Origin of the sequence: Formicincola oecophyllae (assembly GCF_006542395.2) — a bacterium.
GTDB classification, from domain to species: domain Bacteria; phylum Pseudomonadota; class Alphaproteobacteria; order Acetobacterales; family Acetobacteraceae; genus Formicincola; species Formicincola oecophyllae.
Window position 1 is genome coordinate 1661394 of the sequence record NZ_CP038231.1, and the last position, 25277, is coordinate 1686670.

21 protein-coding genes and 1 tRNA gene are annotated in these 25277 nt (G+C 64.3%); 6 read left to right on the top strand and 16 right to left on the bottom strand.

Features of this window, described 5'->3' with window-relative positions:
* Positions 1–3 precede the first annotated feature (3 nt).
* The 3 genes from E3E12_RS07345 to E3E12_RS07355 all read right to left on the bottom strand — a co-directional run bounded on the left by E3E12_RS07345 (position 4) and on the right by E3E12_RS07355 (position 2936).
* Positions 4–396: a YraN family protein gene (locus E3E12_RS07345; protein ID WP_141443713.1), complete on the bottom strand. Its 393-nt coding sequence runs from the start codon at positions 394–396 to the stop codon at positions 4–6.
* The gene (gene hemB, locus E3E12_RS07350) at positions 393–1388 is read right to left on the bottom strand and encodes a porphobilinogen synthase (protein ID WP_141443714.1); all 996 of its coding nucleotides are present in this window, start codon (positions 1386–1388) and stop codon (positions 393–395) included. The genes E3E12_RS07345 and hemB overlap by 4 nt, the downstream gene beginning before the upstream one ends.
* Positions 1389–1496: 108 nt before the next feature.
* Positions 1497–2936 carry an amino acid permease gene (locus E3E12_RS07355; RefSeq protein WP_141443715.1) on the bottom strand — a complete coding sequence of 480 codons (1440 nt, stop codon included), beginning with the start codon at positions 2934–2936 and terminating at the stop codon, positions 1497–1499.
* A gap of 310 nt (positions 2937–3246) precedes the next feature.
* Between E3E12_RS07355 and glyA the strand changes: the two genes are divergently transcribed.
* Complete coding sequence (glyA, locus tag E3E12_RS07360; RefSeq protein WP_141443716.1) at positions 3247–4536, top strand: serine hydroxymethyltransferase; 1290 nt, start codon at positions 3247–3249, stop codon at positions 4534–4536.
* Between the two features lie 35 nt (positions 4537–4571).
* On the opposite strand, the gene E3E12_RS07365 is transcribed toward glyA, so the two are convergent.
* Positions 4572–5846 (bottom strand): DEAD/DEAH box helicase, encoded by a 1275-nt coding sequence (locus E3E12_RS07365; protein WP_141443717.1) that lies wholly within the window; start codon positions 5844–5846, stop codon positions 4572–4574.
* A gap of 142 nt (positions 5847–5988) precedes the next feature.
* Between E3E12_RS07365 and E3E12_RS07370 the strand changes: the two genes are divergently transcribed.
* The 3 genes from E3E12_RS07370 (at position 5989) to E3E12_RS07380 (ending at position 9459) form a co-directional block, all read left to right on the top strand.
* Entirely contained in the window at positions 5989–7164 is a 1176-nt protein-coding gene (locus E3E12_RS07370; protein ID WP_168194415.1) for an ELM1/GtrOC1 family putative glycosyltransferase, read from the top strand.
* Positions 7157–9115: a hypothetical protein gene (locus E3E12_RS07375; protein WP_141443719.1), complete on the top strand. Its 1959-nt coding sequence runs from the start codon at positions 7157–7159 to the stop codon at positions 9113–9115. Before E3E12_RS07370 ends, E3E12_RS07375 begins: the two co-directional genes overlap by 8 nt.
* An 86-nt stretch (positions 9116–9201) precedes the next feature.
* On the top strand, positions 9202–9459 hold the full coding sequence (locus E3E12_RS07380; protein WP_141443720.1) for a hypothetical protein: 258 nt from the start codon (positions 9202–9204) through the stop codon (positions 9457–9459).
* A gap of 46 nt (positions 9460–9505) precedes the next feature.
* Here E3E12_RS07380 and E3E12_RS07385 read toward each other — a convergent pair whose 3' ends face one another.
* Positions 9506–10756 (bottom strand): NHL repeat-containing protein, encoded by a 1251-nt coding sequence (locus E3E12_RS07385; RefSeq protein WP_141444182.1) that lies wholly within the window; start codon positions 10754–10756, stop codon positions 9506–9508.
* 299 nt (positions 10757–11055) lie between these two features.
* Between E3E12_RS07385 and E3E12_RS07390 the strand changes: the two genes are divergently transcribed.
* Entirely contained in the window at positions 11056–11466 is a 411-nt protein-coding gene (locus E3E12_RS07390; RefSeq protein WP_240810633.1) for a winged helix-turn-helix transcriptional regulator, read from the top strand.
* 218 nt (positions 11467–11684) lie between these two features.
* Here E3E12_RS07390 and E3E12_RS07395 read toward each other — a convergent pair whose 3' ends face one another.
* From E3E12_RS07395 to E3E12_RS07410, 4 genes are all read right to left on the bottom strand, one after another.
* Complete coding sequence (locus tag E3E12_RS07395; RefSeq protein WP_141443721.1) at positions 11685–13295, bottom strand: efflux transporter outer membrane subunit; 1611 nt, start codon at positions 13293–13295, stop codon at positions 11685–11687.
* A complete protein-coding gene (locus E3E12_RS07400; RefSeq protein ID WP_141443722.1) occupies positions 13282–14367 on the bottom strand; it encodes an HlyD family secretion protein in 1086 nt (361 codons plus the stop codon). The genes E3E12_RS07395 and E3E12_RS07400 overlap by 14 nt, the downstream gene beginning before the upstream one ends.
* On the bottom strand, positions 14364–16094 hold the full coding sequence (locus tag E3E12_RS07405; protein WP_141443723.1) for an MFS transporter: 1731 nt from the start codon (positions 16092–16094) through the stop codon (positions 14364–14366). Before E3E12_RS07405 ends, E3E12_RS07400 begins: the two co-directional genes overlap by 4 nt.
* Before the next feature lie 106 nt (positions 16095–16200).
* Positions 16201–17244 (bottom strand): zinc-binding alcohol dehydrogenase family protein, encoded by a 1044-nt coding sequence (locus E3E12_RS07410; protein ID WP_141444184.1) that lies wholly within the window; start codon positions 17242–17244, stop codon positions 16201–16203.
* 424 nt (positions 17245–17668) lie between these two features.
* Between E3E12_RS07410 and E3E12_RS07415 the strand changes: the two genes are divergently transcribed.
* Positions 17669–17743 (top strand) — tRNA-Val (locus E3E12_RS07415).
* A gap of 201 nt (positions 17744–17944) precedes the next feature.
* Here the strand turns inward: E3E12_RS07415 and E3E12_RS07420 are convergent.
* From E3E12_RS07420 to tgt, 7 genes are all read right to left on the bottom strand, one after another.
* Positions 17945–19354 carry a pectate lyase family protein gene (locus E3E12_RS07420; protein WP_141443724.1) on the bottom strand — a complete coding sequence of 470 codons (1410 nt, stop codon included), beginning with the start codon at positions 19352–19354 and terminating at the stop codon, positions 17945–17947.
* A gap of 219 nt (positions 19355–19573) precedes the next feature.
* Positions 19574–21349: a glycosyl hydrolase family 28-related protein gene (locus E3E12_RS07425; RefSeq protein WP_141443725.1), complete on the bottom strand. Its 1776-nt coding sequence runs from the start codon at positions 21347–21349 to the stop codon at positions 19574–19576.
* Between the two features lie 150 nt (positions 21350–21499).
* The gene (locus E3E12_RS09065) at positions 21500–21817 is read right to left on the bottom strand and encodes a ribbon-helix-helix domain-containing protein (RefSeq protein WP_408869942.1); all 318 of its coding nucleotides are present in this window, start codon (positions 21815–21817) and stop codon (positions 21500–21502) included.
* 56 nt (positions 21818–21873) lie between these two features.
* Entirely contained in the window at positions 21874–22461 is a 588-nt protein-coding gene (locus E3E12_RS09070) for a hypothetical protein (protein ID WP_240810485.1), read from the bottom strand.
* 39 nt (positions 22462–22500) lie between these two features.
* The gene (locus tag E3E12_RS07435; protein WP_141443726.1) at positions 22501–23370 is read right to left on the bottom strand and encodes a hypothetical protein; all 870 of its coding nucleotides are present in this window, start codon (positions 23368–23370) and stop codon (positions 22501–22503) included.
* Positions 23371–23459: 89 nt separating this feature from the next.
* Positions 23460–23759, bottom strand: coding sequence for a hypothetical protein (locus tag E3E12_RS07440; RefSeq protein WP_141443727.1), 300 nt, complete (start codon positions 23757–23759; stop codon positions 23460–23462).
* 267 nt (positions 23760–24026) lie between these two features.
* Complete coding sequence (tgt, locus tag E3E12_RS07445) at positions 24027–25175, bottom strand: tRNA guanosine(34) transglycosylase Tgt (protein ID WP_141444186.1); 1149 nt, start codon at positions 25173–25175, stop codon at positions 24027–24029.
* Between the last annotated feature and the right edge of the window lie 102 nt (positions 25176–25277).

The following is a 25277-nucleotide window of genomic DNA, read 5'->3' on the forward strand; positions in this document are numbered from 1 at the left end:
GCTTCAAAAATCAGGCTGGTAGATATTGGCTAAGTGCAGGTGGCGCCCCTGGGCGTCAAATATCATGCAGTCCAGCCGGGCTTCCGGGCGGACCCATTCAGGGTGCTGGGCCAGAACCACCCCCAGCGCGCTGTGAAGGCGCCTAAGCTGCCCTGGGCGCAGGGCGTGGGCGGCCCCCTCCAGTGTGGGGCGCGCTTTGACCTCCAGCGCCACAAGGGTGGTTGGGCTGGTCAGAAGCAAGTCAATCTCCCCCGCTTGGCGCCCAGCAGGGCGCAGGCGCTGGGCCAGAACCTGCCAGCCAGCCTGTTGCATGATGTGGGCTGCGCGCCCCTCCATAGCCAGGCCGCGCTGCTGGGCCAGCGCACCGCGCCTGCGCTGGCTTGGGGTTGCGTTCACTGCTTGCGCAGGTGGCGGGCGGCCTCAACGGCGAAATAAGTCAGAATGCCGTTGCAGCCAGCGCGCTTGAAGGCCAGCAGGCTTTCCATCATGGCCTTGTCAGCGTCCAGCCAGCCTTTGTCCATGGCGGCCTTGAGCATGGCATACTCCCCAGAGACCTGATAGGCGAACAGCGGCACCGGGAAGCGTTCATGCACGCGCGCGATGACGTCAAGGTAAGGCATGCCTGGCTTGACCATAATCATGTCGGCGCCCTCAGCGATGTCCAGGGCGACCTCGCGCAGGGCCTCGCCTGAATTGGCGGGGTCCATCTGGTAGGTTTTCTTGTCGCCAGCCAACAGCGCGCCAGAGCCTACAGCCCCCCTGAACGGCCCATAAAAAGCTGAGGCGTACTTGGCCGCGTAGGACATCAGGCGCGTTGTGCCAAGGCCAGCGCCGTCCAAGGCTGTGCGGATGGCGCCAATGCGCCCGTCCATCATGTCTGAAGGGGCGATAACGTCAAAGCCAGCTTGCGCCTGCAGGACGGCCATCTGGCATAGGATAGCCACTGATTCATCATTGAGGACGCAGCCCCCCTCCCCCAGCAAGCCGTCCTGGCCGTGGCTTGTGTAGGGGTCCAGCGCCACATCGCCAATCAAGCCCATGTGCGGGTAGGCTTCCTTGAGGGCGCGCGCGCCGCGGCACATGAGGTTGTCAGGGTTCAGCGCTTCTGAGCCGTTGGCGTCCCGCTTGCCCTCTGGCGTGACGGGGAACAGCGCCAGGGCCGGCACCCCAAGGGAGGCGGCCTCCGCCACGTGCTCAGCCAGTCTGTCTGGGCTGACGCGCACTTGCCCTGGCATAGTGGGGATGGCCTCGCGCACGCCATGGCCTTCGCAAACGAACAGGGGCCAGATGAGATCGTCAACATGAAGGCGGTTTTCAGCCACCAGGCGCCTGGTGAAGTCGTCATGGCGGTTGCGCCTGAGGCGCGTGTGGGGAAACTGGCCGTTCATGGGGCGCTCCTCAAAAGTTGTCCTGCAGCAAGGCTGTGCTGGCAATAGGTGACCTAGCTGTGGCTGGGGCGCAAAGGCCCCGTACCGCCTAGCCACGGCCACGGCCGGTCACTTGTTCAGCTGACTGTGCCTCATGCCGTAGCAGAGATAAACCACCAGCCCCGCCAGCAGCCACAGGAACAGCTGCAGCCATGTGCGCCCGTCCATGGAGGCCATCACCACGCTGCAGCACAGAACGCCAAGCGCCGGAATAACCCACGGCCCCCCCGGCACCCGGAAGGAGCGTTGGGCGGTGGGGTTGGTGTGGCGCATGATCATCACGCCAGCGCACACCAGCACAAAGGCCAGAAGCGTGCCGATGGACGTCATGTTGCCAAGGACGCGCAGCGGCACGAAGGCCGCCAGCAAGGCTGCCAGCGTGGCTGAGACCACAACGGCGACCCAGGGGGTCTGCGTGCTTTTGGTCATAGCGCTGAAAGCTGGTGGCAAAAGGCCGTCATCAGCCATGGCGGTGAGGATGCGGCTCTGCCCCAGCAGCAGGCCGTAAACCACGGAGATGTAGCCAATGGTGATGCCAAGCTTCACGAACTGCCCCAGGGCCCTTTGGTGGGCGGCGTTCATGGCCGTGGCCACGGGGTTGGGGTCGTTGGCGAGCTGCGCCCAGGGCACCACCCCCACCAGAACGAAGGCAAAAATAACGTAGATGATAGCGCAGGCCGCCACCGTCCCCAGAAGGCCGATGGGGATATTGCGCTGGGGGTTTTTGGTTTCCTTGGTCATGGTGGAGACGACCTCGAAACCGATGAAGGCGAAGAACACCATGCCGGCCGCGCGCATGATGCCGCTCCACCCCAGGGCGCCGAACACGCCTGTATTGGCTGGCACGAAGGGGGTGAAGTGCCCCTTGTCCAGGAAAGGCACGCACAGCGCGACAAAGGCTAGGAGCACCAGCACCTTGAGGATGACCAAAATGGTGTTGACGCGCGCCGACTGCCTGGTGCCGCGCAGCATCAACAGCGTGACGGCCAGAACGATGACTACGCTTGGCGCGTTGAGCCAGCCATGCGCCACCGTGCCATCGCTGAGCGTAACCAGGCTGCCGGGGCTTGCCGTCAAGCGCGGGTCGAGTTGCAGCCCCCACCCCCCCAGCAAAGAGCGCACATAGCCAGACCAGCTGGAAGCCACAGCGGCCGCGTTGACGGTGTATTCCAGCATCAGGTCCCAGCCGATGACCCAGGCCGCCAACTCCCCAAGGGAGGAGTAGGCGTAGGAATAGGAGGAGCCGCTTGTGGGAATCATCCCAGCTAGTTCAGCGTAGCACAGCCCAGCGAAAGCGCAGGCGATGGCCGCGATGAGGAAGGAGAGCGTCACAGCAGGCCCAGCGTAGGACCCAGCCGCGATGCCCGTCAGCGAGAACAGCCCAGCGCCCACGGTCACGCCAATGCCCAGCGCCACCAGGTGCCAAGCGCTGAGGACGCGCCTGTGCGGTTCAGCGTCCACGGTGGCTGGGGGGGGTACAGGCTTGATGCGCCAGAAGGGGTGGGTCATGGTTGCTCTCCTGCGTAGGGGCACGGTGTTGGGGCGGCCATGGCACGTGTCAAAGCTTTTCTGGGGGGGCTGCCCACCAAAAACAGCGCCAGAATGGTTGGGGGACCGTTCTGGCGCTGGCCTGGGGTGTTGGGCAAAAGCCTTCCCCCTGAAAAACAGGGGCCGCGCCAAGATAGACGGAAAGGGGCGCTGCGCCTATAGAGGAGTGCGTTGGCGGCGTGCGCCATGGCACTATGTGAACGTTCTTTAACGCGCACACGCCGCCCCCACCTGCCCAGAGGCCCCCGCCCCCTTGCCGGAGACACGCAGCATGACCACCCATGACAGCCAGGCGACCCAGGCGTTCTTCCACGCCAGCCTGAATGAGCGCGACCCCGAAACCGCCGCCATCCTCAACCAGGAACTTAAACGCCAGGCAGACGGCATTGAGCTGATCGCCTCTGAGAACATGGCCTCCCAGGCTGTGATGGAGGCCCAAGGGTCCGTCCTGACCAACAAGTACGCTGAAGGCCTGCCTGGCAAGCGCTACTATGGCGGCTGCGTTGACGTGGACAAGGTGGAGAACCTGGCCATTGAGCGCCTGAAAAAGCTGTTCGGCGTCCAGTACGCTAACGTCCAGCCCCACAGCGGCGCCAACGCCAACCAGGCCGCCTTCATGGCGCTGGTCAAGCCTGGCGACACCATCCTGGGCATGAGCTTGGCTGCTGGCGGCCACCTGACGCACGGTGCGGCCCCCAACTATTCAGGCAAGTGGTTCAAGGCTGTGCAGTACGGCGTGCGTAAAGATGACGGGCGCCTTGATTATGATGAGATGGAGCGCCTGGCGCGTGAGCACAAACCGAGCCTGATCGTGGCTGGTGCCTCCGCCTACCCGCGTGAGATTGACTTTGCGCGCTTCCGCCGCATCGCTGACGAGGTGGGCGCTGCCCTGATGGTGGACATGGCCCACTACGCAGGCCTGGTCGCCACGGGCCTCTACCCCAGCCCGGTGCCCTTTGCTGACATCGTCACCACCACCACGCACAAGACCTTGCGTGGCCCGCGCGGCGGCGTTGTAATGACCAACAATCCCGACATCGCCAAGAAGCTCAACTCAGCCGTGTTCCCAGGGCTGCAGGGCGGCCCGCTGATGCAGGTCATCGCTGGCAAGGCCGTAGCATTTGGGGAGGCTCTGAAGCCAGACTTCAAGGCTTACCAGCAGCGTGTCCTGGCCAATGCGCGCGCCCTTTCAGACGAACTTGCCAAGCGCGGCTTTGACATCGTCTCAGGCGGGACGGACTGCCACCTCATCCTGGTGGACCTGCGCCCTAAGGGCGTCACCGGCAAAGTGGCTGAGAACCTGCTTGAGCGCGCAGGCATCACAGCCAACAAAAACGCCGTCCCCTTCGACCCTGAAAAGCCCTTCGTGACGTCAGGCCTGCGCCTGGGCAGCCCTGCTGCCACCACGCGCGGCTTTGGGGAGGGGGAGTTCCGCGACATCGCCCGCATGATTGACGAAGTTCTGAGCGCTGGCGATGACGAAGCCACCATCCAGAAAGTGCGCGCTGAGGTAGAAGCGCTGTGCAAGCGCTTTCCCATCTACAGCCACGCCTGGGCCTGATAGCAGCCTAAGTCACCTGTTCACGCCCCTGCTGTTCAGGCGGGGGCTGGGACGATGCGCACCTTTTGCCCTGTGCGCCGCTCCACCTCGCGCAGGGCGAAGCGGTCTTCAGGGCTGAGGAGGGACAGCGCGTTGCCCCGCCTGCCTGCACGCGCCGTCCTGCCAATGCGGTGGATGTAAAGCTCGGCGCTGGCGGGCAGCCCCATGTTGATGACCTGACCAACGCCATCGATGTCCAGCCCGCGCGCCGCCACGTCTGTGGTCACCAGAACGCCGGCGGGCGCCTGGCTGAAATGGGCCAGCGCTGCTTTACGCGCCCCCTGCGCCAAATCGCCGTGGAGTGCTACGCTGTCCTGGCCAGCGCGCGCCAGCAGGTCGTTCAGGCGCCGTGCCTCCCGCTTGGTATTGACGAAGACGATAGTGCGTGAAGCCCCCCCAGCCGTGCCGCCTTTGCGCCCGTCATGGCGCTGGCCTGCTTGCAGCTTAGCCAAGATGGCTGGCAGTGCACCCTCCCGCACAGCTTGGTTGATGAACATGGCTTGCTGGCGGATGGTGGCTGGCAGGGGGGCGTCCACCGTTAGGTCAAGCTGCACGGGGTTGCGGGTGACGGTGCGCGCGAAATCCATAAAGCCAGGCTGCAGCGTGGCGGAGCAGAACACCGTTTGCTGGCGGTTTTCCAAATAGGGCGCAAGCGCCGTCATGGCTTCGGAGAACTCGTCATCTAGAAGGCGGTCGGCTTCATCAAGTACCAGGTGGGTGACGCCGTCCAGGACAAGCGCGCCTTGCTGGGCCAGGTCTAGGATGCGCCCAATGGTGCCGACCACCACATCTACACCACCAGCCAGCCCTTCCACCTGGCGCTGCCTATCAAGCCCGCCACACACAACGCGCGTGCGCAGCCCCATGTGCCGGCCAAGTTGGCGGCTGACGCCGGCAGTCTGGGTGGCCAGGTCGCGCGTGGGCGCCAGCACCAGGACGCGTGGCGTGCGCTCCCCCGCAGCCTCAGCTTCAGCTTGTTCAAGCTGGCTCATGATAGGCAGGAGGAAAGCAGCCGTTTTGCCAGACCCCGTAGGCCCCACCAGCAAGGCATCCCGCCCTGCAGCCAACGTGGGGATGACGCTTTGCTGGATGGACGTTGGCTTGCTGAACCCGGCAGCAGCCGCTGCCGCGCAGGCTTGGGGGGAGAGGCCAAGGGCCGCGAAGCTCTGGGGGCCTTCAGCAACGTTTGGTGGGGAAGGCGTGGAGGAAAGGTCAGGCGTGGCACTGCTCGTGGCGCTAGCAGGGGTGCTGTCAGGTGAAGAAATGGTCATGCTGTGTTTCTTGCCACATCAGGGCGCTATCGTGGATAGATTTCAAAAGGCTTGGCAGGAAAAAGCACTGCTGTTGGGAACGCTGGGCCACCATCCTGCCCTTGCCCAAGGGAACCACAACGGGAAAAGGCGTGAAAGCCCCATGTCATCACCCCTCCATGCCCTTTTGGTGGCTGAGGATTTCGCTGGGATGAAAACCCAAGCCACCGCCCTGGCGGAACGCGCCGCCATGGTGGGGCATTGGCGCCCCGTGCCCCCCAGGCCAGCAGGGATCTGGGGGTGGCGCCTGCCAGGGCGCGGTCTGCTGGGGCGTTGGGGGCTGGGCAAGGCGCAGCGCCAATGGCTGGATGGCCTGGCTGCGCAGCAGGCTGCCCTGCCCCCTCATCAGCGCTGGCGCTGCATCCTGGCTGTGGGGGGGCGCGGTGGGGCTATGGGGCTTTGGGTTGGCAAGCGGCTTGGCCTGCCTGTGGTGGCTGTGCAGGACCCGCGCCGCCAACGCTGGCGCTACCGCTTAATTGTGGCCTGCCGCCATGATGGCCTGCCCCCCAGCCAAGCGAAAGCGGCAGGCCTTGGCGGCGGAGGCGCCCCAAGGGCTGCAGTAACTGTGGTGCGCACGGCGCTTCACGCTGTGACGCCCGCCAAGCTGCGCCAGGCCGCCCAGCAGGGGCCGTGGCCAGCACGCCTTGCAGCGCTCAAAGGGGGGCGGCGTCTTCTGGGGGTGCTGTTGGGCGGTCCTAATGGGCGTTACCGCTTTGGCGGGGCTGAGGGGGGGGCGCTTGCTGCCAAGCTAGCCCAGTTCATGAAGCGCCATGACGTTGCTTGCATGGTCACCTGGTCGCGCCGCACAGATAAGGCGGCCCTGGCTGCGCTGCGCGCCCACCTTGAACCGCTTGGCGCCTGCTTCGCTGGGCCGCCCGGGGGCCCAGGCGTGCAGGAAAGCCAGCCAGGCAGCCAAAGCGCTGCTCACCAGCAGGCACCCACCCCAGGCGCCAACCCCTATATGGCCATGCTGGCGCTGTGTGACGCCCTAGCTGTGACGGTGGACAGCGTTTCCATGATTTCGGAAGCTGTGGCCACCACCCGTCCCGTCAGCCTGCTGGCGCTGCCTGGGCGTTCGCGCCGCATGGAGCGCTTCCACGCCATGCTGGCGCGGCAAGGGCGCGTGCAACCCCTGCTAGCACAGCCTTACGATTTCGCCCCAGCCCAACCGCTTGATGACGGCGCCTTGGCCGCCACTGCCCTCCTGCGCGCACTGGGGGCCCCGCCCACGTCCTTTCCTGTACCAAGCCACCTTTTGAAGGCAGAACATCATGGTTGACGTCACCACATGGGACCGCAGCGGCGGTAATGTCATCTACAAAGCTTTGACGCACCCCCTGGCTGTGGCGCCGCTGCGCGCCTTGGAGGGGGCCCTAGCTGGGCGGCGCTTTGCGGTTTATGACCCAGAGGGCATGTTGCCTACCCTGCTTGCTTTTCACCCAGGGCTGCGGCCAGCAGCCATCCTCACCCACGACAGCCTGGCCGTTGGGCGTGATGACGGCCATGGCGGCACCCTCCTGCCCCTGACGGCCCTTATGGGGGATGGGGAGAGGGGTAGCCCAAAAGCGCTTGAAGGGGTGGAGGATGTTCTGGCCCTCTCCTTTGACGGGCCGCGCATGGCTGAACGCTTTAAGGCCATCCTGGGGGGGCGCACGCTTCACACCCTGGCTGCGGCGCGCCTGCCTGAAAGTTGGCTTGAGCGCGACAAGCCCTATTTGGACAAGGGGCATTTCGTCACCAACTTTGCTTTTTTCCGTGATGACGGGCGCTTCTCCACACGTTTGACTACGGCCGACTACTGGTCTGGCTATGGTGCGCGCAACCTGCGCTACTGGTTCCGCCTGATGGATGCTCAGGGCCAGACCTTGGCTGAGTGGGAACACCCCATCACCAGCCCAGGCGCCACCGTGGTGGTGGACAGCACTGAGGTGCGCAGGCGCTTTGGCCTTGGGCCGTTCACGGGGCAGCTTTTCGTCCACGTTATCGGTGCGCGCGGCCATGACGTTTTGAAATACGCGCTCGACACCATCGGCAAGCCGGGGGAGGACAGCCTCTCCGTCACCCATGACGCCAACCCCTGGCCAGCAGGCCGCTATGGTTCCCTGCCAGCGCCGCGCGCTGGGGAGGAGCTGGTGGTATGGGTGCAGAACAGCCACGGCACCGCCATCCCTGACGGCGCCATCACCTTCAACCCCATGGGTGTGGCAGCGGAGGGCGCGCCTATGCCTGGCGGCCCCCTTGGCCCCTATGCCACGCGCGCGGTGGATGTGGGCGCTCTTCTGCCCAACACGCGCTGGCCAGCCCAGATAGAGACGCGCGCTGGCCACCATATCGTCCGCCCGCGTTACGAGATGACGCCGCATGGTGGCCAAGGCGCGGCCCAAGAAGGCCAGGGCGGGGCTGGACTGACGCGCATCGCCCACCTCAACGTCATGCGTGCTGACATCAAGCCGGACCCGGCGCTAGAAGCCATGCCAGCCGTCATGGGGCGCGGCTTCCTCATGCCGTTCCCCGTCTTAGACCCCAAGAGCCACGAGACCTGGTTCCAGCCCAACCCGATGAGCGAAGCCCTGGAAAGCCTGCCAGCCAGGCTGGACGTCTTCGACCAGGCAGGCACGCTTAAGGCAAGCCATTTCCTGGGCAATTTGCCGCGCGCCTTCAAAGGGGCCTGGCCTGTGCATGAATGGACGGACGCCCCAGGCCATGCCGAGCTCGTCTATGATTTCAGCGCTGGCGGCGTGGCTGACGGTTGGCCCCACGGCATGGCGCGCTACCGCCATAAAGCCACAGGCCATGAGGCCGAAAGCAGCTTTGGTGGCCACATCTACAACAGCTTGATGACGTGGCGCAGCGAACCGCAATCCTACGCTGGCCCCCCACCTGGGCTGAGCACGCGCATTTTCCTCAAGCTGGGGCATGGTGCGCAGGGCCGGGCGCTTACCAGCTTCTGCTGCCTCATCCACCCTGTTTCAGGGGAGGGGGGGGCGCCTTCTCAAACGGAACTGCGCCTCCATGGGGCTGACGGCGCGCTGATTGCGGTTAAGACCCTCAGCGTGCCGCCCAGGGGATCGTTGATGCTGCGCCCCCATGAACTGTTCAGCGCCAGCGACATCAGCCAGGCGGCGGATGGCTACGTGATGCTGCGCGACCGCACGTGCCGCCTGTTCGGCTATCACGGGCTGGAGGACAGCGCGGGGCGCTTCTCACTCGACCATATGTTCGGTTTCTGAAATCCGGTTCCCGGCAGGGCTGTGTCCAAGTGTTGGCATTTACAGACTCTTGTTAAGGTATTTTGGCCTGGGGATGCCTTCATGACATGCACTGCACCTGCCAGAAAGCATCTCTTTGCCGCATTGCTGGCAACGAGGTAGTGCACCTTGGTAAAATCAACTTTGATGACAACGCTGATTTGGCACGCAAACTGTTCCGCATGGTCAATCTGATTGTTGAGAAAGCCATTTCCGACCCTCAAGAGTTGGCTGAAACATGGGATTACATGCCTGAACAGGCGCGCCTTGCGGTGGAGAAACGCGATGCCATAGCCAACAACCCCCAGGCCAAACCCGCTTCTTAAACGGGCAGGGCTGAGGACGCTTTGGGCCAGGATGGTTCTGGGTGGCTCAAGGGGTGCTGGGGATGGGGGTAGTTCCTGAAGCCGCTTCAGGCACGCTGGTGGTTTGGATAGTGAACAAACGCATGGGGTAGGCGATCTTGTCATGCCCATGGTTGAAGGGCGCCGCCCTGTCCAGTTGGGAGACGGGCATCCACAGCTTGCCGTCAGCATCGAGGAACTGCGCGTCCGTCCAGTGCAGCTGGGGGCTGGCCGCCAGGGTGGTAATAGTGCCGCTTGGGCTGCGCATCTGCTCTGTATCATCACGCAAATTGCTGAAGTAAAGGTTGCCAGCCCCGTCCATAGCGGTGCCCCCCACAGGTGGCATATCAGCCCAGGGCCGCACCTGCGCTGCAAGCTGGTCGGGGGTGAGGGTGGGGTCCTCCAGCGCGGCTGTGGGCACTTTCGACCAGGGCCCTTCAAGCGTGCCGAAATACAGCCACGCGCCGTCCGGGCTGACCTCAAGCGGGTCTGTGTTGATGAGCAACGGCGCGCCGTTGGCTTTGCGTACAATGGTGGTGCTGGCAGGAATGGCCCCTGGCGGCGTTTGGGGCGTGGGGGCTGGCACCACGATGGGGCGCCCAGGCTGGGCCGTTGTGGCTGGCACGTTGTCGAGAACGCGGCGGCCTTGGCCCGTTTCCATGTTCAGCACCAGCAGGCCAGGATTGCCTGCGTCCGTCAGGAAGGCGAAGGGGGGGTGGAAGCGGATGTCGTCAATGTAGCTTCCAGGCCGCGCCAAGGCGGGGCCTAAGGGGTAGAGGCGCTTGAGCGCGCCTGTGCGCCCATCAAAGCGGATGAGCTTGGCGGCGTGCGGCAGGGGGCCAGCGCCGAAAACGGGCGTTCCTGTGTCCACCACCCACAAATCACCGTCTGGGCTGAGGTGGAGGGCGTTGACATTAACGAAGCTGTGGCTGGGGTCATGGCCAGGGCGCCAGGCGTTCCAGGCAGCGTCTGGCCAGGGTGTTTGGGCGTGCGCGCTGGTGGCGGCCACAGAAAGGAAGGGTAAGTCGGCCTTGGCAGGCCATGCCCAGCGCGGCCCGCCCACAATGGTCTGCCCGCGGAAACGCGCCACCGCGTTCCACACCATGCGGTCGCTTTGCGCTTGCTGGCGCAGGCTGGGCTGGAGGGTGGATAGCTGGCCAGCGCCCTGCTGGGCCGTACTCTGGGCTTTAGGGGCGCCTGCAGTTATGCCCACGGCCAGGCCAAGGGCGGCAAGCGTTGCCAGGGCTTTGATGGGGCTGGGGATGGTTGATGGTGGCATGGCCATGAAATCCTGCTTGTAAGGGGTGAGTGGGTGGGTTTGGGGTGCTGTTGGCCCATGCTCACCCTCCAAGGGGTGGCTGGCAATTAGGCACAATTTTGTTTCCTGTTGCCTGCGCGCCAGCCAGCCTTAGAATGGCCAAACCACCTGTTGGCCAAGGGAAGGAAAAAGCCAGCACACCAACACCAAGCACCACCAGTACCAAGCAAGGACCCAAGGATCTGAAGACCATGGCCACCATGAAGGACAGGAACGCAGCCACCAGGCCAACCCCCCGGAACGCGGAGCAAGCCCCCGCCGTGCCAGCGCGCAGGCGCCGCCACCCCCACCCTGCCCCCAGCCCAGCCTGCGCTGTGGAAGCGACCCTTTCGCTGATTGACGGCAAATGGAAAGGCTCCGTCCTGTGGCACCTGCTGAAGGGCCCGCAACGCTTTGGCGAGCTGCGCCGCCTGATGCCGCGCGTCACCCAGCGCATCCTCACCAACCAATTGCGTGAGCTAGAGGAGGACGGCTTGGTCCTGCGGGAGGTCTTCCCTGTGGTGCCTTTGCGGGTGGAGTATTCGCTCACCCCCCTGGGGCAGTCGCTGGCCACTGTGCTGGGCAGCCTGAAGGCCTGGGGGGATGAGCATGAGGATTTTTGGCAGGATGGGGCTGACCCCAAATCCCTTGGCGCTGACGCGCGCGAGGCCCAGAAACCTTATCAAGGCTGAAAAATTGGTTTGAAGAGCCGGGCTGAATAACCAAGCCTGCAACCCAGCGCTGGTTGGGCATCCTCAAGGGCTGGAATGTGCCGCGGTGCCGCTATACCGCCACTCGCCTTCAGGCCCTGGCGTTAGCCTGAAGGGCAAAACGCCCAGCGTGGTGTGGCAGGAAAAGAGCCGGGGCGCTGGCCAGCCCCAGGCTGATCTGGGGGCGTTCAGCGTACCCTTTAAGGCATGGGCGCAGGCTTGCCTGCGGGTTTCTCAGCACGCTTTCCAGCATGGCCACCCTCAGCTTCCAAAGGGTAGCGCGTTTCCCAACCGCCCCCCAGCGCCTGGTAAAGCCTGGCCACAGCGGAGGCGACGTCAGCATGGGCGCGCACGAGCGTCTCATGCGAGGTCAGAAGGGCGTTCTGCAGCGTCAATACGTTCAGGAAGTCGCCAGAGCCCTCAGCGTATTGCAACTGGGCGATGCGCACGGCCTCCTGGTTGTCGCGCACGGCCGCCTGCAGGCGCTGGCGTTGGCGCTGGGCGCTGGCGAAGTCCGCCATGGCGTCAGCCACTTCGCGCCAGGCGCCCAGGACGGTGTCCTGGAAGCGCAGCGCCGCTTCCTGTTCCTGTTTGCGCCGCAGCCGCAGCTGCCCAATCAGCCGTCCGCCCTGGAACAGAGGCAGGCTGAGCGTGGGTCCGAAACCATATTGGCGCGATGCCCAGGAACCCAGGCCGCTGAAATGCAGCGCCTGAATGTCCATGCTGCCAGAGAGGGTGACGCGCGGGAAGAACTCCGCCAAAGCCACACCCACATTGGCCGTGGCGGCGTGCAGCCTGGCTGCGGCTGCCTGGATGTCGGGCCGGCGCTCCACCAGTTCGGAAGGCAGGCCGGCAGGAACAGCCCCTGGGACCTCCGGCACGGGGGCGCGCTTGCCCAGGCGTGCCTCCACAGCGCCAGGCCGCTGCCCGGTGAGGTAGCTAAGCGCGTTGAGCAAGTGCGCTTCCTGCGCCTGGAGGGGGGGCAGGCGGGCTTCAAAAGCGCTGAGCTGGCCAGCGGCTTCAGCCACGTCACCGCGCGTTGCTGTGCCCGCGCTGAAGCGCAGGCGCGTCAGCCCAACGCTGCGCGTGGCGATGGTGATGTTGCGTTCCAAAATGGCGGCTTCGTTCTGGACAGTGCGCAGCGCGATGTAGTCCAGCGCCGCCTGCGCCATGAGGGAGACCAGAAGCCCGCGCCGCTGGTAGGCACTGGCCACCACGCCAGCGTCCGCTGATTCCACCTGCCGGCGCACATGCCCCCACAAATCCACCTCCCAAGAGGCGCCAAGGCCGTATTGCGGCAGGTTGAAGGGTGGGTCCCCTTTGGAACCAGCCATTTTGGCAGGGCCAAAGCCAGGGGCGCCGTCAGCTATGGTGGCCGGGTCGTCTGAAGCCCCCGTGCCCAGCAGGCCGAGGACGCCATTAGGGCTGCCGCGCTCGCGCATGTAAGAGGCGTTGCCAGCCACGGCTGGAAACTGGATAGCGCCTGCGATGCGCCGCTCAGCTTGGCTTTGGGCGAAGCGGGCGCTGGCGATGCGCAAATCAAGGTTGCCGTCAGCCACCTGCCCCTCCAGCGCGGTCAGGGCCGGGTCGTTGTAAATGCGCCACCACTGGGGGTTGAAGGCGCCTTCCGTCACGCGTTTGGGCCCTTCTGGCACGTTGCGGTGGAAATGGGCTGGCGCTGGGGCCTGGGGCTGGCTGAAGTCAGGCCCCACAGCGCAGCCAGCCAGAGCGGCCGCCAAGCTGGCCAGTGCCCCCAGGGCGCGGCCTAGGCGCCTTGGTTTTTGGGGTGTGCGCGCGTCAGTTCCAGCCATAGCGCTTGTCCTTGGCGTGGGGGCCTTCTGGCGTGCCCAGGATAATGCGCGCCTCAGCTGACATGCCGACCCGCACGCGCTTGGTCAGGGGTTGGCCAGGGTCAAACACCAGCTTGACGGGCAGGCGCTGCACCACTTTGGTAAAGTTGCCTGTGGCGTTGTCTGGCTGGATGGGGGAGAAGGCCACCCCAGTGGCGGGCGGCACTGAATCCACATGGGCGCGCAGCGGGTGACCTGGGAAAGTGTCCACCCAAACAAGCGCCCGCTGCCCTGGCAGGACGTGCGTCAGCTGCGTTTCCTGGAAATTGGCCAGAACGTAGGCTTGCTGAACAGGCACAACGGCCAGCAGCGGCGCGCCGCGCATAACGTAGGCGCCAACGCGCACCCCGCGCGCGCCCACAACGCCTGCGAACGGCGCTGGGATGGTGCAGTAGGAAAGGTCAAGCTTGGCCTGCCTCTCCTCCCCCTCCATCCGCAGCAGGGTGCTGCGGGCACGCGCCAGCTGCGCTGTAAGGATAGGCACCTGCCGTTCAGCCGCGTTCAGCCCCGCCTGCTCCCGCGCCAGGGTAGCCTGGGCTGTGCGCAGCTGCGTTGCGGTGTTCTGCTGCTGCTCCCTTGTGGCTGCCCCCCCGTTAGAAAGCATCTGGTAGCGGCGCGCATTGGCGCGGGCGAAGTCCAGAGCGGCCTCGCTTGCTGCAACGCTTGCGCGCGCTGCGGTGATAAGGGCCCCCTGGCGCGCTAAGGCGCCCTCCGTGGTGGCGACCTCAGCGCGGGCGGCGCCCGTCTTGCCCTGGGCTACCATCAAGCTGGCGCGGTAGTCGTCATCTTCAATGTGGGCCAGCTCCTCGCCTTGCTGCACGCGTTCGTTGTCCTGGGCGATGACGCGGTCAATCCGGCCCGCCACCTTGGGGGCGACAAGCGTGAAGTCGGCCGTCACGTAGGCGTCATTGGTTTCAACGCTGGTGGCGGGGCCAAGCAGACCCTCCCCCAGGATGAGGCGGTCAGCCCCCCAGGCCACAACCCCTAAAAGGGCGGCGCTGCCCAGGGCGGCCATAATGCGTTTGCGGCTCATGTCCCCCTCCTTTGTGCTGGGAGCGGCTGTGCAGGGAACGACTGTGCAGGTGGCGGCTTTGGCTGCGCGCTGCCAGGCGGGTACACCCGCTGCGGCAGAATGAGGTTGAGCGCGAACAACGCACCGCACAGCCCAACCATAATGGTGAGGATGTCAGCGCAAGCCAGGATGGTGGCCTGGGTGTGAACAGTGCCATGAAACAGGGCCGTGGCCTGCCTGGCCTGCAGGTGGGGTTGCAGCTGCCTGGACAGGATGAGCCCTGGCGCGCCGTCCGCCAGGCCGTTCAGCTGGAAACGCACGGCGCCGTGGTGGTCAAGCAGCATGGTGGAGTGGTACTGTTCACGCCTGCGCAGCAACGCGCCCAACAGCGCTGTAGCCACAGCCGCAGCGAAGCCCTTGGTCATGTTGAACATGCCAGAGATGAATGGCCCGTCTGTGGGCTGCAGGCTCAACGTGGCCAGCATGAGGATGGGGATGACGATCATAGGCTGACTGAGGGCCTGAAGCGCCATCATCGGCCCAAAGTCGCCCCCCATCCAATCGAAGTCGATCCAGCTGGCCAAGAAGTAGGAAAGCCCCTGTAGCCCTAGCCCGGCCAGCAACACATGGCGACAATCCACCCAGCGCAGGTTGCAGAAGGCCGCCACCAGCACCAGCGTGCCCAGCTGTGGCAGGGCCAGACCCAGCGCCAGCGGCGCTATCTGGATGGGGCGCAGGTGGTGGACGGCTTCCAGGAAGGTCTCAGGCACCTGCAGCGTGGCGACATCCAGCACCAGAACGCCCGTTAACGTCAGCAGCGCGTCTGAGACGTTGCGCGACTTCAGAAGCTGAATGCGGAAAAACGGCACGGGGTGGTGCCATTCATTGATGAGGAAGGCGGCGAATAGGACAAGACCCGCTAAAATAAGGTGCGTTATGGCGGGGTTGCGGAACCAATCCAGCCTGTCGCCTTCAAACAGGCCAATGACCAGGAAGCAAATGGCGGGCAGGCCGGTGATGAGGCCAAGCCAGTCAAACTGGCGGAAACGCTCAAGCTTCAGCGGGTCCTGGGGAAGCCCCCAGGCGATGGCGCCCATGGCAGCGGCGCACAGCGGCACGATGTCCCAGCTCAGCCAATGCCAGCCTGCGCCTTCAAACAAATAGCCCACCAGTGGCAGCCCCAGATTGGGGCCGAAGGTGGAGGTCAGCGCGTAGGCGCCAAGGCCGTAGATTTTGATGTTGGGCGGCAGGTAGCGCAGCGCTACCGTCATCAGCAGGGGCGGCAGGCTGCCGCAGGCCAGCCCCTGGATGCAGCGCGTCAGCCACAATGTGGGCAGGTTGGGGCAAAAGGGCAGCCACAGCGCGCTCGCGGCAGCCAGCGCCAGCATGGCCAGCGCCAGCCACCTTATGGAGAACGTGACGGCGAACCACGGCGCGAACGCCATGGCGGCGATGTTGAAAGCCTCGAAAAGGGCCGTCAGCCAGGTGGCATCGTCATGGCCCAGACTAAGCGCGCCGCTGAGGTCGGCCAGCCCTCCTTCAGTGACGTGTTCGTTGAAGCCCGCCAGCAGAACAGCTAGCAGAACGCCGCACAGCCCCACCGCCAAGCGCCCCGTGAAGGGCGCGTTGGCAGCCTGCGCTGGTTGTAGCGCTGGGCCCTGGTGGGTGGGAACGGGCGCCTGGGTTGGCGGGGCCAGGGGGGCGACAAAGCGCGCTTGGCCTGCGCAGGCTGGGGGGGTGTTTATCATGCATGCTCTCCCATCATGCTTGCTATCGTCTCCTCACCCCAAAGTCCCTGCAGTGAGGGCGGGTGGACGCGGTGCTGTAGGGTGGTTAGCCAGTGCGGGCGCGCCCTCAACGGGTGATGACGACCTTGCCAACGGCCCGGTTGCTTTCAACGATGCCGTGCGCCAGCTTGAGGGTAGTGGCGTTCAGCCCCGCTAGCTTCGTGTGGGCGGTGGTTCGCAGCACTTTAGCGTCCAGCAGGGTTGCAACGTTTTTGAGGATCTCCCCCTGCCTGGCCATGGTTGGCGTTGCCAAAAGGGGCCTGGTGAACATGAACTCCCAATGCACACCAACGCTTTTGCGCTTGAAGGGCGTGACGTTCAGCACCTCTGGGTCGTCAATCATCACCATGGCGCCTTCAGGCGCGATCAGTTCAGCTAGGGCGCCCAGGTGCCTGTCCGTGGCCTGGGTGGAGAACACATAACGTGGTGCAGGCAGGCTAAGGCAGGCGTATTCATCCACCATCGCCCCATGATGGTCGATGATGTGGTGCGCGCCCATGCGCGTGGCCCAGCAGGCCGTTTCCGGCCTGGAGGCCGTAGCCACCACCGTTAAGCCCGTTAGGGCGCTGGCCAGCTGGATGACGCTCGACCCCACGCCGCCAGCGCCGCCAATGACTAGCAGCGCTTCCCCAGCCCCTGGCGCAGGGCCTGTGGCCTGGGCTGCGTCTGTCAGGGCGCGGTGGCCCACGCCAAGGCGTTCGAACAGCCCTTCCCAGGCCGTCAGCATGGTAAGTGGCATGGCGGCGGCCTCTGCCCAGTCCAGGCTTTGGGGTTTGCGCGCCACCAGGCGCTCATCTACCAGGGTGAAGTCGGCGTAGGATCCAGGCCTGCTGATGTCGCCAGCGAAGAAGACCTCGTCACCAACCTTGAAGGATTCCACCTGCGCGCCTGTGGCCACAACGGTGCCGGCGCCGTCCCACCCCAGGATGCGTGGCTGGCCTTTGGGAGGTGTTGCGCTGGCGCGCACCTTGACGTCTGCAGGGTTGACGGAGATGGCCTCAATCCGCACCAGGATGTCGCGCGGGCCTGGCGTGGGAACGCCCACCTCAAAATCTACCAGTGCGTCAGGCGCTGAAAGCGGCCCTGGCTTGGTGAAGCCAATAGCGTGCATGGTTGTGGGTGTAGTCATGGCCGGGGCCTCCCTTCCAGCCCTGTGTGGTCTCACGCAGGGTTGCTTCAATCATGGTTGCCCTTCGTGGGGGCGCCTGCCCTGCACGTTTTTGCTGGGCGGGTGATGGGGGAAGTGTTGAAGCTTTGGGGGTGGGGCGCAATTACGCACATTCTTCCCACCCAGGCACCATTCTGTGGCTTGGTCTCCAAAATGTTACCACTTGGGAGTGGCGGTAAAGCGCCCTTTTTCAAGTTTGAGGCCTAATTTAGGGATGGTGCCTGGGCGTATGGATTTTTTCACATTTCACGCTGCCCACCCTCATTTGGGTGGCGCCACCAAGAGTGCTGCGGTGGGGTGGACGCTTTTTTGCACAGCCCCCCTTGCGTGGCCTAGGGCGGGTTGGTAGAAACCATCCATCCCAAGCGGGTGCGTAGCTCAGCGGTAGAGCACTGCCTTCACACGGCAGGGGTCACAGGTTCAATCCCTGTCGCACCCACCATGCGGGATCTTCCCTTAAAAATCATGGCGCTTTCAAGCCACCCCCTCTTTGGGGAATGATGGGCCCACACGCCTTGAAGGCCATCTCCGCCGCTGTCGCAGCGCCAGCGGAGCTTGTGTTTTCACCGCCGTGGGTCATGCATGGGGCAGTGGCCATCCGCCCTCTGCCCGGGCAGCCCTTGGCGGGTTTCGCCCAGGCGCTTCAGTTGCCACCATTGCCCAAGACGATGAGGCTGCCGCCTGTGGGGATGTTGAAGGCGCCCAGCTGGTTGCCCGTACCCATATTACCTTCGAACTGCGCCACGTGGCCATCTGGCTGCACGGATGACTGAATGCCGTAGGACTGGAGGCTGGTGCGCGTGCCCCCTTGGATGTTCTGCGCCTCCCCGCCAGCGCCGGACTGGTTGTTGGTGACCGTCACCATGTCAGGCAGGTTCCCCACATAGATGCCAGGGAAGCGCTTGGGGTTGTTGTAGGCGTTCATGTACACCGCATTGCCATTAACGATGATGTGGGTGCCTTGCTCGATGTCGATGCCAGCGCCCGTGTTGGCGTGAAACTCTGAAGAGGCCACCGTGACGCCATTGGCGGCTGGATTGGTGAGGGCGAACCCCTGCGCGGGCGCCAGGCCTGCGCTATCCATCGTGCCAGGCTTGAAACCGTTGGTGGATCCCCAGCAGTTGGTGATGTTGAATTCAGTGATGGGGCCACTCCCGCCCAGCAGCCAGCCTGGGCCGATGTTGCTGTCCCCCAGCACGGCTGTGGCGCGCAGCCCATCCACTTCCTGGCTTTTGCTGATGTCTGGGTCCACCAGAATGCCGGCCGCTTGGCCATGCAGCAGGTCAAGTGACGACAGGTAAACGCCAGATGCCCAGATGAGCTCTAGGGGTGCGCGGCCATAGCTGTCAAAGCCAGAGCTGGTGACGTAGGTGTCCTCAGCGCGTTTTGACCGTCCCGTGGCGGTAATGCCGTTGTGGCTGGCGCCGCGTCCTGAAACATGACTGATGTGGGTGCTGTTAGCGCCTTCCAGGTAAATGTTGTCGTAATGCAGCCCTTGAACGTTGTTCACCAGCCCATTGGTGAAGGGGATGTTCTCAATCCCGGTCTCAAAAGCGTTGTAATAGGCAATGGCGGCGCCAGACTGCTTGACCACGTCCGCCTCCATGGTGAAGTCACGCAGGCTGGTGAAGCTGACATTACGCCCAGCGATGCCATCCCCTGTGGAGCTTTGCAGTGAAAGCACCGTGCAAGCGCCAGCCCCTTGCAGCTTGGCGTAGCTCGGCAGGTTGATGGTGGTGGCCAGCTTGTAAAACCCACAAGGCAGATAAATGCTGCGCACGCCCTGGCCCAACATGGTGTTGATGATGGGGCCGACATCAACTTGCCCCTGCACCAGGCCTGCTGTGGTTTGGCCCTGGCTGGCGTTCAGGAAATCCTGCGGCTCCATGAAGGTGGACTGACGTTCAGCCTCTGTGCGGGCCAGTGCTGCGCCCTGGGCTGTACTGGTATCCAAGCTGATGTCTGTGGCGGCGCTGGCCAGGGGGCAGGGCAGTACCAGGGCGCTGAGAAGTGGCAGTGCCGTTAAGGCTGCCAGGGAAAAGGGCTTTACCATGGGTGAATCCTTGCAAGTCGCCTAGCTGGGAACGGCGCCAGGGCTGTGCCGCCCCTGGCCTAAAAAGCACCAGGGCTAGCCACCATGGCGTCTGGCCCACCCCAAGCCCATTGGACCTCAGCCTTATGGGGGGTCGCTTTTTGAACTCCTTAAACCAGTGTTTCACGCCGTTTAGATTGAAGGCCCGCACGGGTTCCATACCGGTCTCAACAGGTCTGCTTAGAGGGCTGGGCCTGTGGCGGTGATGGTGAAGGGCACAGCCTGGGCCGTTTCAGGGCGGCCCTCCGCCATGTTCCACACAGCCAGGGTGAAGCCCTGCCCATCGTGGGTTTGGCTTGTGTCCACAGCAGCCAACCAGAAGCCCCCTCCCGCTGCCGCTGGGGTGATGTGCACGGAAGGCGCCTCCTTGAAGGCGCTGGGATAGGTGACGCTGTCGCCATGGCGCGCCTGCACATCCAGGCGCTGGGTGGCCTGGCCATTGACGCTAGGCGTGGTGATGCCCTGCGGGAAGCTGGGCACGGGATTGCTTTCTTGCGTGTTAAAGCTGGCTAGGACTTGCCGCTGCGCTCCATAGAGGACGATGTTGCTGTCTTCCTGGAAGGCCAGGTCGGCACCGTTAGGCGTTTTGAGATAAACCGGCGCGCCAAGGTAGGTGTTGGGCGGCAGGAGGATGCTTTTGTGCCCAGCCGTGGCAAAGTCGTTCACGCCACTGCACGTTCCGCCTGCCACGGAAAGCTCGTTCCACACGCCTGAGAGGTTTAGCAGGCCACTCTCCAACACATTGTTGGCCAGGGCCAGGCGCGGACCGCCATCTGAAGTGGTGTGGGTGCTTGTGAAGGAGAAGGAGCCACGCACCATATTGCCAGTGAAGGCCATGTCTGAACCAGCCCCCATTTCCAAAGCCAAGCTGGTGTTGATAGCACAGCCGTTGAACTGACACCGCGTCACCTGAGTGGCTTGGTCCACCGCCCAGCCAGAGCTGCTTTCGCCAGCGGGGGGCTGGAAATAGAAGGAGCAATTGGTGAAGGCCAGATCATCAAGCGTGCGCAGCGTGCTGTCGGTGCGGACGATGTTGTTGATGGTCTCCACATGGCAGTTGGTGAAGTGCCACGTTTCAACATCACTGCGGTAGTCAGGGGTCATGTCCTTCCAGGCAATCAGGCTGTCCACCCAGTTGTTGCCCAAATTGAACTGAACATTGGAGCAGAAAAGCGTGTTGGGGCCTGCAGCGGGGTTGCCCACCACGCCACCCGTCACCGTGATGAAGGCATCGCACGGGCAGTCATAGGTGGCGCCGTTGAGGCCAAAGCGCGAGCCTTCAATGTAAAGCTCTGGCCAGGTGGACAGCACGACATGGCTGCCCGTGATAGCGCTGGTGTGGAGGTTGCGCGCTTGGCAGGAGATGCCGTTGCCACCATCAGTGGAGATGAACCGGAAGCCCGTTTCACAGCCAGCCACCATGATGTCCTGGCAAACGGGGTTGTTAGCGTTGACGTAGTCCACACCAATGGACCCTGCAGGGATGGCGGCAGCTGGGTTGAAGTCACCCTTGCCCCAGCCTTCACGCATGAGCTTGATGCCCATGATACCGCCACCCTGGCCGCCCAGTTGCTCGTTGCCCACTTGCACCATAGTGGAGACGCCCTCAGGGAACAGCAGCGTTGTGCCGTTTGTCCCCCTTTTGTCAGGGTCCGGGTTGGTGCCATCCTCCCCATTATCCACCACCAAGGGGCTACCCACAAAGGTGACGCCGCCACCGCACATCACGGTCTGCTTGCAGAGATACACCCCCGGCGGCACATGGATGACGCTTTTGGTGGGGTCGTTCAGGCCTGCCTGGTAAGCGTCCTGGAAAGCGCTTGAGCAATCATGCACACCACCAACGATGGCACCGTAGTCGATGATGGAAGGCCAGGAGCGCGCCTGGGCCTGCTGCAGGGTGATGGGCGTGCCGTCATCCTGCGCAGACTGGGGGGCGATTGAAGGAGTGGTCATGGAGAGGGCCTTCGCGGTTTCCAAGCTTTTGAGCTTGAGGGGTGGAAAGCCCGATTCATGCACCCTTAAGGCTGTGCGAACCCATTGGACTGCTGGATTGCACAAAGCGCCAAGGGGGGGTGTCTTTAAAGGGGGTTGTGGAAAAGGCGTTCACCTTCCAGACGGCCCCGTTGTTTGGTTGTCAACGCCACCAGGCGCGCCGCCATGTTGCCAAGCCCATGCTAGCGCCGCCAGGCGCAGGGCGGAGGCCAGCCCCCCTGTGCCACAGGGGGGCGTTGGGGTGGCTTCCCCCAGCCCGGGCACAAGCTGCTGGGCACGTGCGTTGTCCACAAGCGCCACCAACGCAGGCAGTGAGTGGCCCTGCGCTTGGGCCATGCAAGTCAAGGTTTGCCAGAAGGGGCCTTCAAGCGCCACGGATGTCCTATGACCAGCCAGGGAAAAGCTTTTCTTAATGAGCCTGCATTCCAGCGCCAACGTGGCAGGCAAGCCTTCCCCCCATTGGGGGGGAAGTTGGGGTGGTTGCTTCACGGTTTCTTGCCTGGCAGGGGTTGTGGCGCGGCGCGCGATTTGAGGCGCATGGCCAGGCACAGCTGGTTGCGCAGCCACGGCGCCACAAGCCAGGTTGTGCCAGCGCGCCCTTGCGCCCGCCCCAAGTGAACATGGCCTGTTTGGCGCCAAAGGGCACTCATCAAAGCTAAGGTGGCCACCATAATGGCAAAGCCAGCCACAGCGCCCCATCCCATGGGGCCTGGCGCTGCCCCACCCACCACGCCACCAGCGTGGCTGGCGGAGAGGGCGGTAGCTGCAAACCACCCCACGCCCCCAGCAGCCAAAGCGCACGCCAGCGCCATGAGGAGCGCGCTGACCTGGTTAGCGCGCTGGGCGCTGGCCTGGCGCATGGCCTGGGTGAGGGCGTCTGGCGCTGGCTGGAGGCGCTCCTTCAAGCGGCGCGGGCATGAGAAGGCGCCAAGGTAGCGCCGCACCCAGCAGCGCTGGCAATGGGGCGGTAGGTTGGAGGGGTTAGGTTGGTTACAGCCCTTCCCCCTTTCCCCTTGGTTCAGCACAGCCGTGCTGGGCCCCTGGCCCCTCAAATGCGCCTGCGCGTGCGCCATGGCTTTGCCTGCCCTCCTGCCTTTTCACGCTCCGGTGGTTTAGTGGGCCAGGTTGTCGCCCTGGATCACCACAACAACGCGACTGTGGGTCAGCGTGTTGTAGCCCAACGGCAGCAGGGAGGCCGTGCCGGCTGGCGCCACGAAATCCCGGTTGAGGGTGTTGGCGGTCTTAACAGGCATGGAGACCGTCAGATCGTGGGAGCGCACTTTCTCAAACCCAACGGGGGAGATGTTGATGACCTGCGCACGCCCGCCATACTGGTTGTTAGCCAGCTGGGTGTTGGTGACGTCCAAGTGGATCTTGGTGCCGAAATTGGCCAGGTTACCGCCAATGACGTAGCGCGCGTCATGGCTGGGCAGGTCAGCAACACTGAGCAGGCGCTGGCACGCGTCTGAGGAGAGGACCTTGCCGTTCACAGGCAGCGGTGTGCCATCGCCTTTGCAGCCGCCGATTTCGCCTTGACCAATGAAGATATCACGCAGGGTGTCGCCAGCTGCGCTGACGTAAGGCAGCTTCACAGCGAAGGTGGCGTCCACGTTCATGTGGCCGTTCCAGCTGACCTGCACCGCTGTGCGGGGGGCGATGTCAACGCTGGTCTTAGGTGCGCTTTGGCTTAGGTAATCGCCAACCTGCTGCAAATTGCCCTGGGGGGCGTTGTTGACGATGCGCATGGTCTCCTTCTCCGTGCCGGGCAGGTTGACCACCGCCACCTGGAAGGACATGGCAGCACCTGGGGCGCCGTTGTTGAGCTCCTTGAGCACGGCTGCGTCAGCGCCCTGTTCCTGGGAGTGGGTGGTGGCGCGGTGGTGGCGTGCGCGCGCGGCCATGGCAGGATTGGTAGCAGCTAGGCCGGTCACGCCAGCTAAGGCCAGCAAGGTGATGGTGGCGCGTGATGATGAATGCTTCATGTCAGGTCCCTATGTCTCTAGGTCTCTAGGCCTCTGGCCAGGTACCGCCTGGGGCGGGTGACTGGTGCAGCAGGGCGTCCAGGGGGTGCTCAGAGGTTGCTGGTCTGGTTGCCAGGCGTGGTCAGCCAGCCGCCAAGCGCACCAGCGGCAGCGCCTGTCAGCGCGCCAAGGGCGGCACCGCCGCCACCGTCAGCCAGGGCGCCAATGGCAGCGCCGGCAGCGCTTGTCATCAGGGCGCCACCAAGGGCGCGGTCAGTCGGGCTATCCAGCTGCTGCTGGCTGCAGGCGCCAAGGCCAAGGGCCGCGATGAGCGGCAGGGCGCCACCCAGGGCCAGCATGCGGCGCCCCAGGGGGGAGCGTTTGGAGGTGTGGGGGGTGAAAGCAGTCATGGCTTTGGTTTCTCCACGCCACAGGGGCGGTGTTGGTGCAAGGCGCCCAGGTGCCGTGGGGCGCCCCTTGCGCAAAGCTGCGCCAGGCGGTGTCGCGCCCCTGGGCCCTGGTCAGCCAGGGGTAAGGAAGCCAGCAAAGGCATGGCAGGGCATCATCAGGCCCTGTCTGTTTCGTTTTGGCAAGTTTCTTCACAGCTGGCCAGGTCTGAAACCCCCTGCCTTTTAGCCAGGGCTGTTCAGGCCTGGGCCATTCAGACCAGGGACGTTTCAGAAGCGCAGTTCATCAGGGCGGCCGTCCCATTCAGCCCGCCCCCAGTCGCCCAGTGCCCATTGGGCGCGCAGGAAGGCGGCAAAGCCCTCCAAATCCCCCGCCACAACGTGCGCCCTGATGAGGCGCATCAAGCGTTGGTAATAGGCCAGGTTGTGCCATGTCAGCAGCATGGGGCCCAGGATTTCATCTGTGCGAAAAAGATGGTGCAGGTAAGCCCTGCTGTAACGGTTAAGCGGCGATGGTTCATAGGGGCTGAGGGGGCGCGGGTCATCCTTGAAGCGCGCATTGCGCAGGTTCAGCGCGCCCCGTTCCGTGTAGGCGCGCGCCGTGCGCCCAGCGCGCGATGGCATCACGCAGTCAAACATATCCACGCCGCGCATGACGGCGCCCAGCATGTCATCAGGGGTGCCAACGCCCATCAGGTAGCGCGGTTTGTCCTCAGGCAGCGCTGGAGCAGTGTAATCAAGGGTTGCGAACATCTCCGCCTGGGGTTCCCCCACAGCCAGGCCGCCAATGGCGTAGCCTTCAAAACCGATAGCGACCAGCGCTTTGATGGAGCGCAGGCGCAGCTCCCTGTCTGTCCCGCCCTGCACAATGCCAAACTGCCCATAGCCTGGGCGCGCCTTGAAGGCCTTGCGCGAGCGCGCCGCCCAGCGCATGGAACGCTCCATGCTGGCCTCCAAAACGGCTTTGGGGGCTGGCAGGGCAGGACATTCGTCAAAGGCCATGGTGATGTCGGCATCCAAATCATGCTGGATGGCGGTGGATGATTCAGGCGTCAGGCGGTGGGGGCTGCCATCGATGTGGGAGCGGAACGTCACGCCATCTTCGTCAAGCTTGCGCAGGGCGCCAAGGCTCATGACCTGAAAACCGCCTGAATCGGTCAGGATGGGGCCTGGCCAGTCCATGACCTTGTGAAGGCCGCCCAGCGCCGCTACCCGTTCAGCGCCTGGGCGCAGCATGAGGTGATACGTATTGCCCAGCACCACGCCAGCGCCTGTGGCGCGCACGGCGTCTGCCGTCATAGCCTTCACCGTGGCCTTAGTGCCAACTGGCATGAAGGTTGGTGTGGGCACAGTGCCATGGGCTGTGTGCAGCCAGCCAGCGCGGGCCTGGCCTTGGCGTGCTTCAGCCACCCAGGCCATGGCGGTGGCGCGTTTGCTGAAGTCCGCCCTGGGGAAGGCGGGGCTATCGGCCAGGGAGAAAGCGCCCTGCGGTGGTGCCGCGTTGGGGGGGCAATTTGGCGT

Excerpts from the sequence above, each read along its gene's own strand:
- E3E12_RS07355 (WP_141443715.1), bottom strand. The coding sequence starts at position 2,936 with ATGACCCACCCCTTCTGGCGCATCAAGCCTGTACCCCCCCCAGCCACC.
- E3E12_RS07440 (WP_141443727.1), bottom strand. The coding sequence starts at position 23,759 with ATGACTGCTTTCACCCCCCACACCTCCAAACGCTCCCCCCTGGGGCGC.
- hemB (WP_141443714.1), bottom strand. The coding sequence starts at position 1,388 with ATGAACGGCCAGTTTCCCCACACGCGCCTCAGGCGCAACCGCCATGAC.
- E3E12_RS07365 (WP_141443717.1), bottom strand. The coding sequence starts at position 5,846 with ATGACCATTTCTTCACCTGACAGCACCCCTGCTAGCGCCACGAGCAGT.
- E3E12_RS07420 (WP_141443724.1), bottom strand. The coding sequence starts at position 19,354 with ATGGTAAAGCCCTTTTCCCTGGCAGCCTTAACGGCACTGCCACTTCTC.
- E3E12_RS07375 (WP_141443719.1), top strand. The coding sequence starts at position 7,157 with ATGGTTGACGTCACCACATGGGACCGCAGCGGCGGTAATGTCATCTAC.
- E3E12_RS07435 (WP_141443726.1), bottom strand. The coding sequence starts at position 23,370 with ATGAAGCATTCATCATCACGCGCCACCATCACCTTGCTGGCCTTAGCT.
- E3E12_RS07400 (WP_141443722.1), bottom strand. The coding sequence starts at position 14,367 with ATGAGCCGCAAACGCATTATGGCCGCCCTGGGCAGCGCCGCCCTTTTA.
- E3E12_RS07380 (WP_141443720.1), top strand. The coding sequence starts at position 9,202 with ATGCACTGCACCTGCCAGAAAGCATCTCTTTGCCGCATTGCTGGCAAC.
- E3E12_RS07385 (WP_141444182.1), bottom strand. The coding sequence starts at position 10,756 with ATGCCACCATCAACCATCCCCAGCCCCATCAAAGCCCTGGCAACGCTT.
- E3E12_RS07405 (WP_141443723.1), bottom strand. The coding sequence starts at position 16,094 with ATGATAAACACCCCCCCAGCCTGCGCAGGCCAAGCGCGCTTTGTCGCC.
- tgt (WP_141444186.1), bottom strand. The coding sequence starts at position 25,175 with ATGGCCTGGGTGGCTGAAGCACGCCAAGGCCAGGCCCGCGCTGGCTGG.
- E3E12_RS07395 (WP_141443721.1), bottom strand. The coding sequence starts at position 13,295 with ATGGCTGGAACTGACGCGCGCACACCCCAAAAACCAAGGCGCCTAGGC.
- E3E12_RS07425 (WP_141443725.1), bottom strand. The coding sequence starts at position 21,349 with ATGACCACTCCTTCAATCGCCCCCCAGTCTGCGCAGGATGACGGCACG.
- E3E12_RS09070 (WP_240810485.1), bottom strand. The coding sequence starts at position 22,461 with ATGGCGCACGCGCAGGCGCATTTGAGGGGCCAGGGGCCCAGCACGGCT.
- E3E12_RS07410 (WP_141444184.1), bottom strand. The coding sequence starts at position 17,244 with ATGCACGCTATTGGCTTCACCAAGCCAGGGCCGCTTTCAGCGCCTGAC.
- glyA (WP_141443716.1), top strand. The coding sequence starts at position 3,247 with ATGACCACCCATGACAGCCAGGCGACCCAGGCGTTCTTCCACGCCAGC.
- E3E12_RS07370 (WP_168194415.1), top strand. The coding sequence starts at position 5,989 with ATGTCATCACCCCTCCATGCCCTTTTGGTGGCTGAGGATTTCGCTGGG.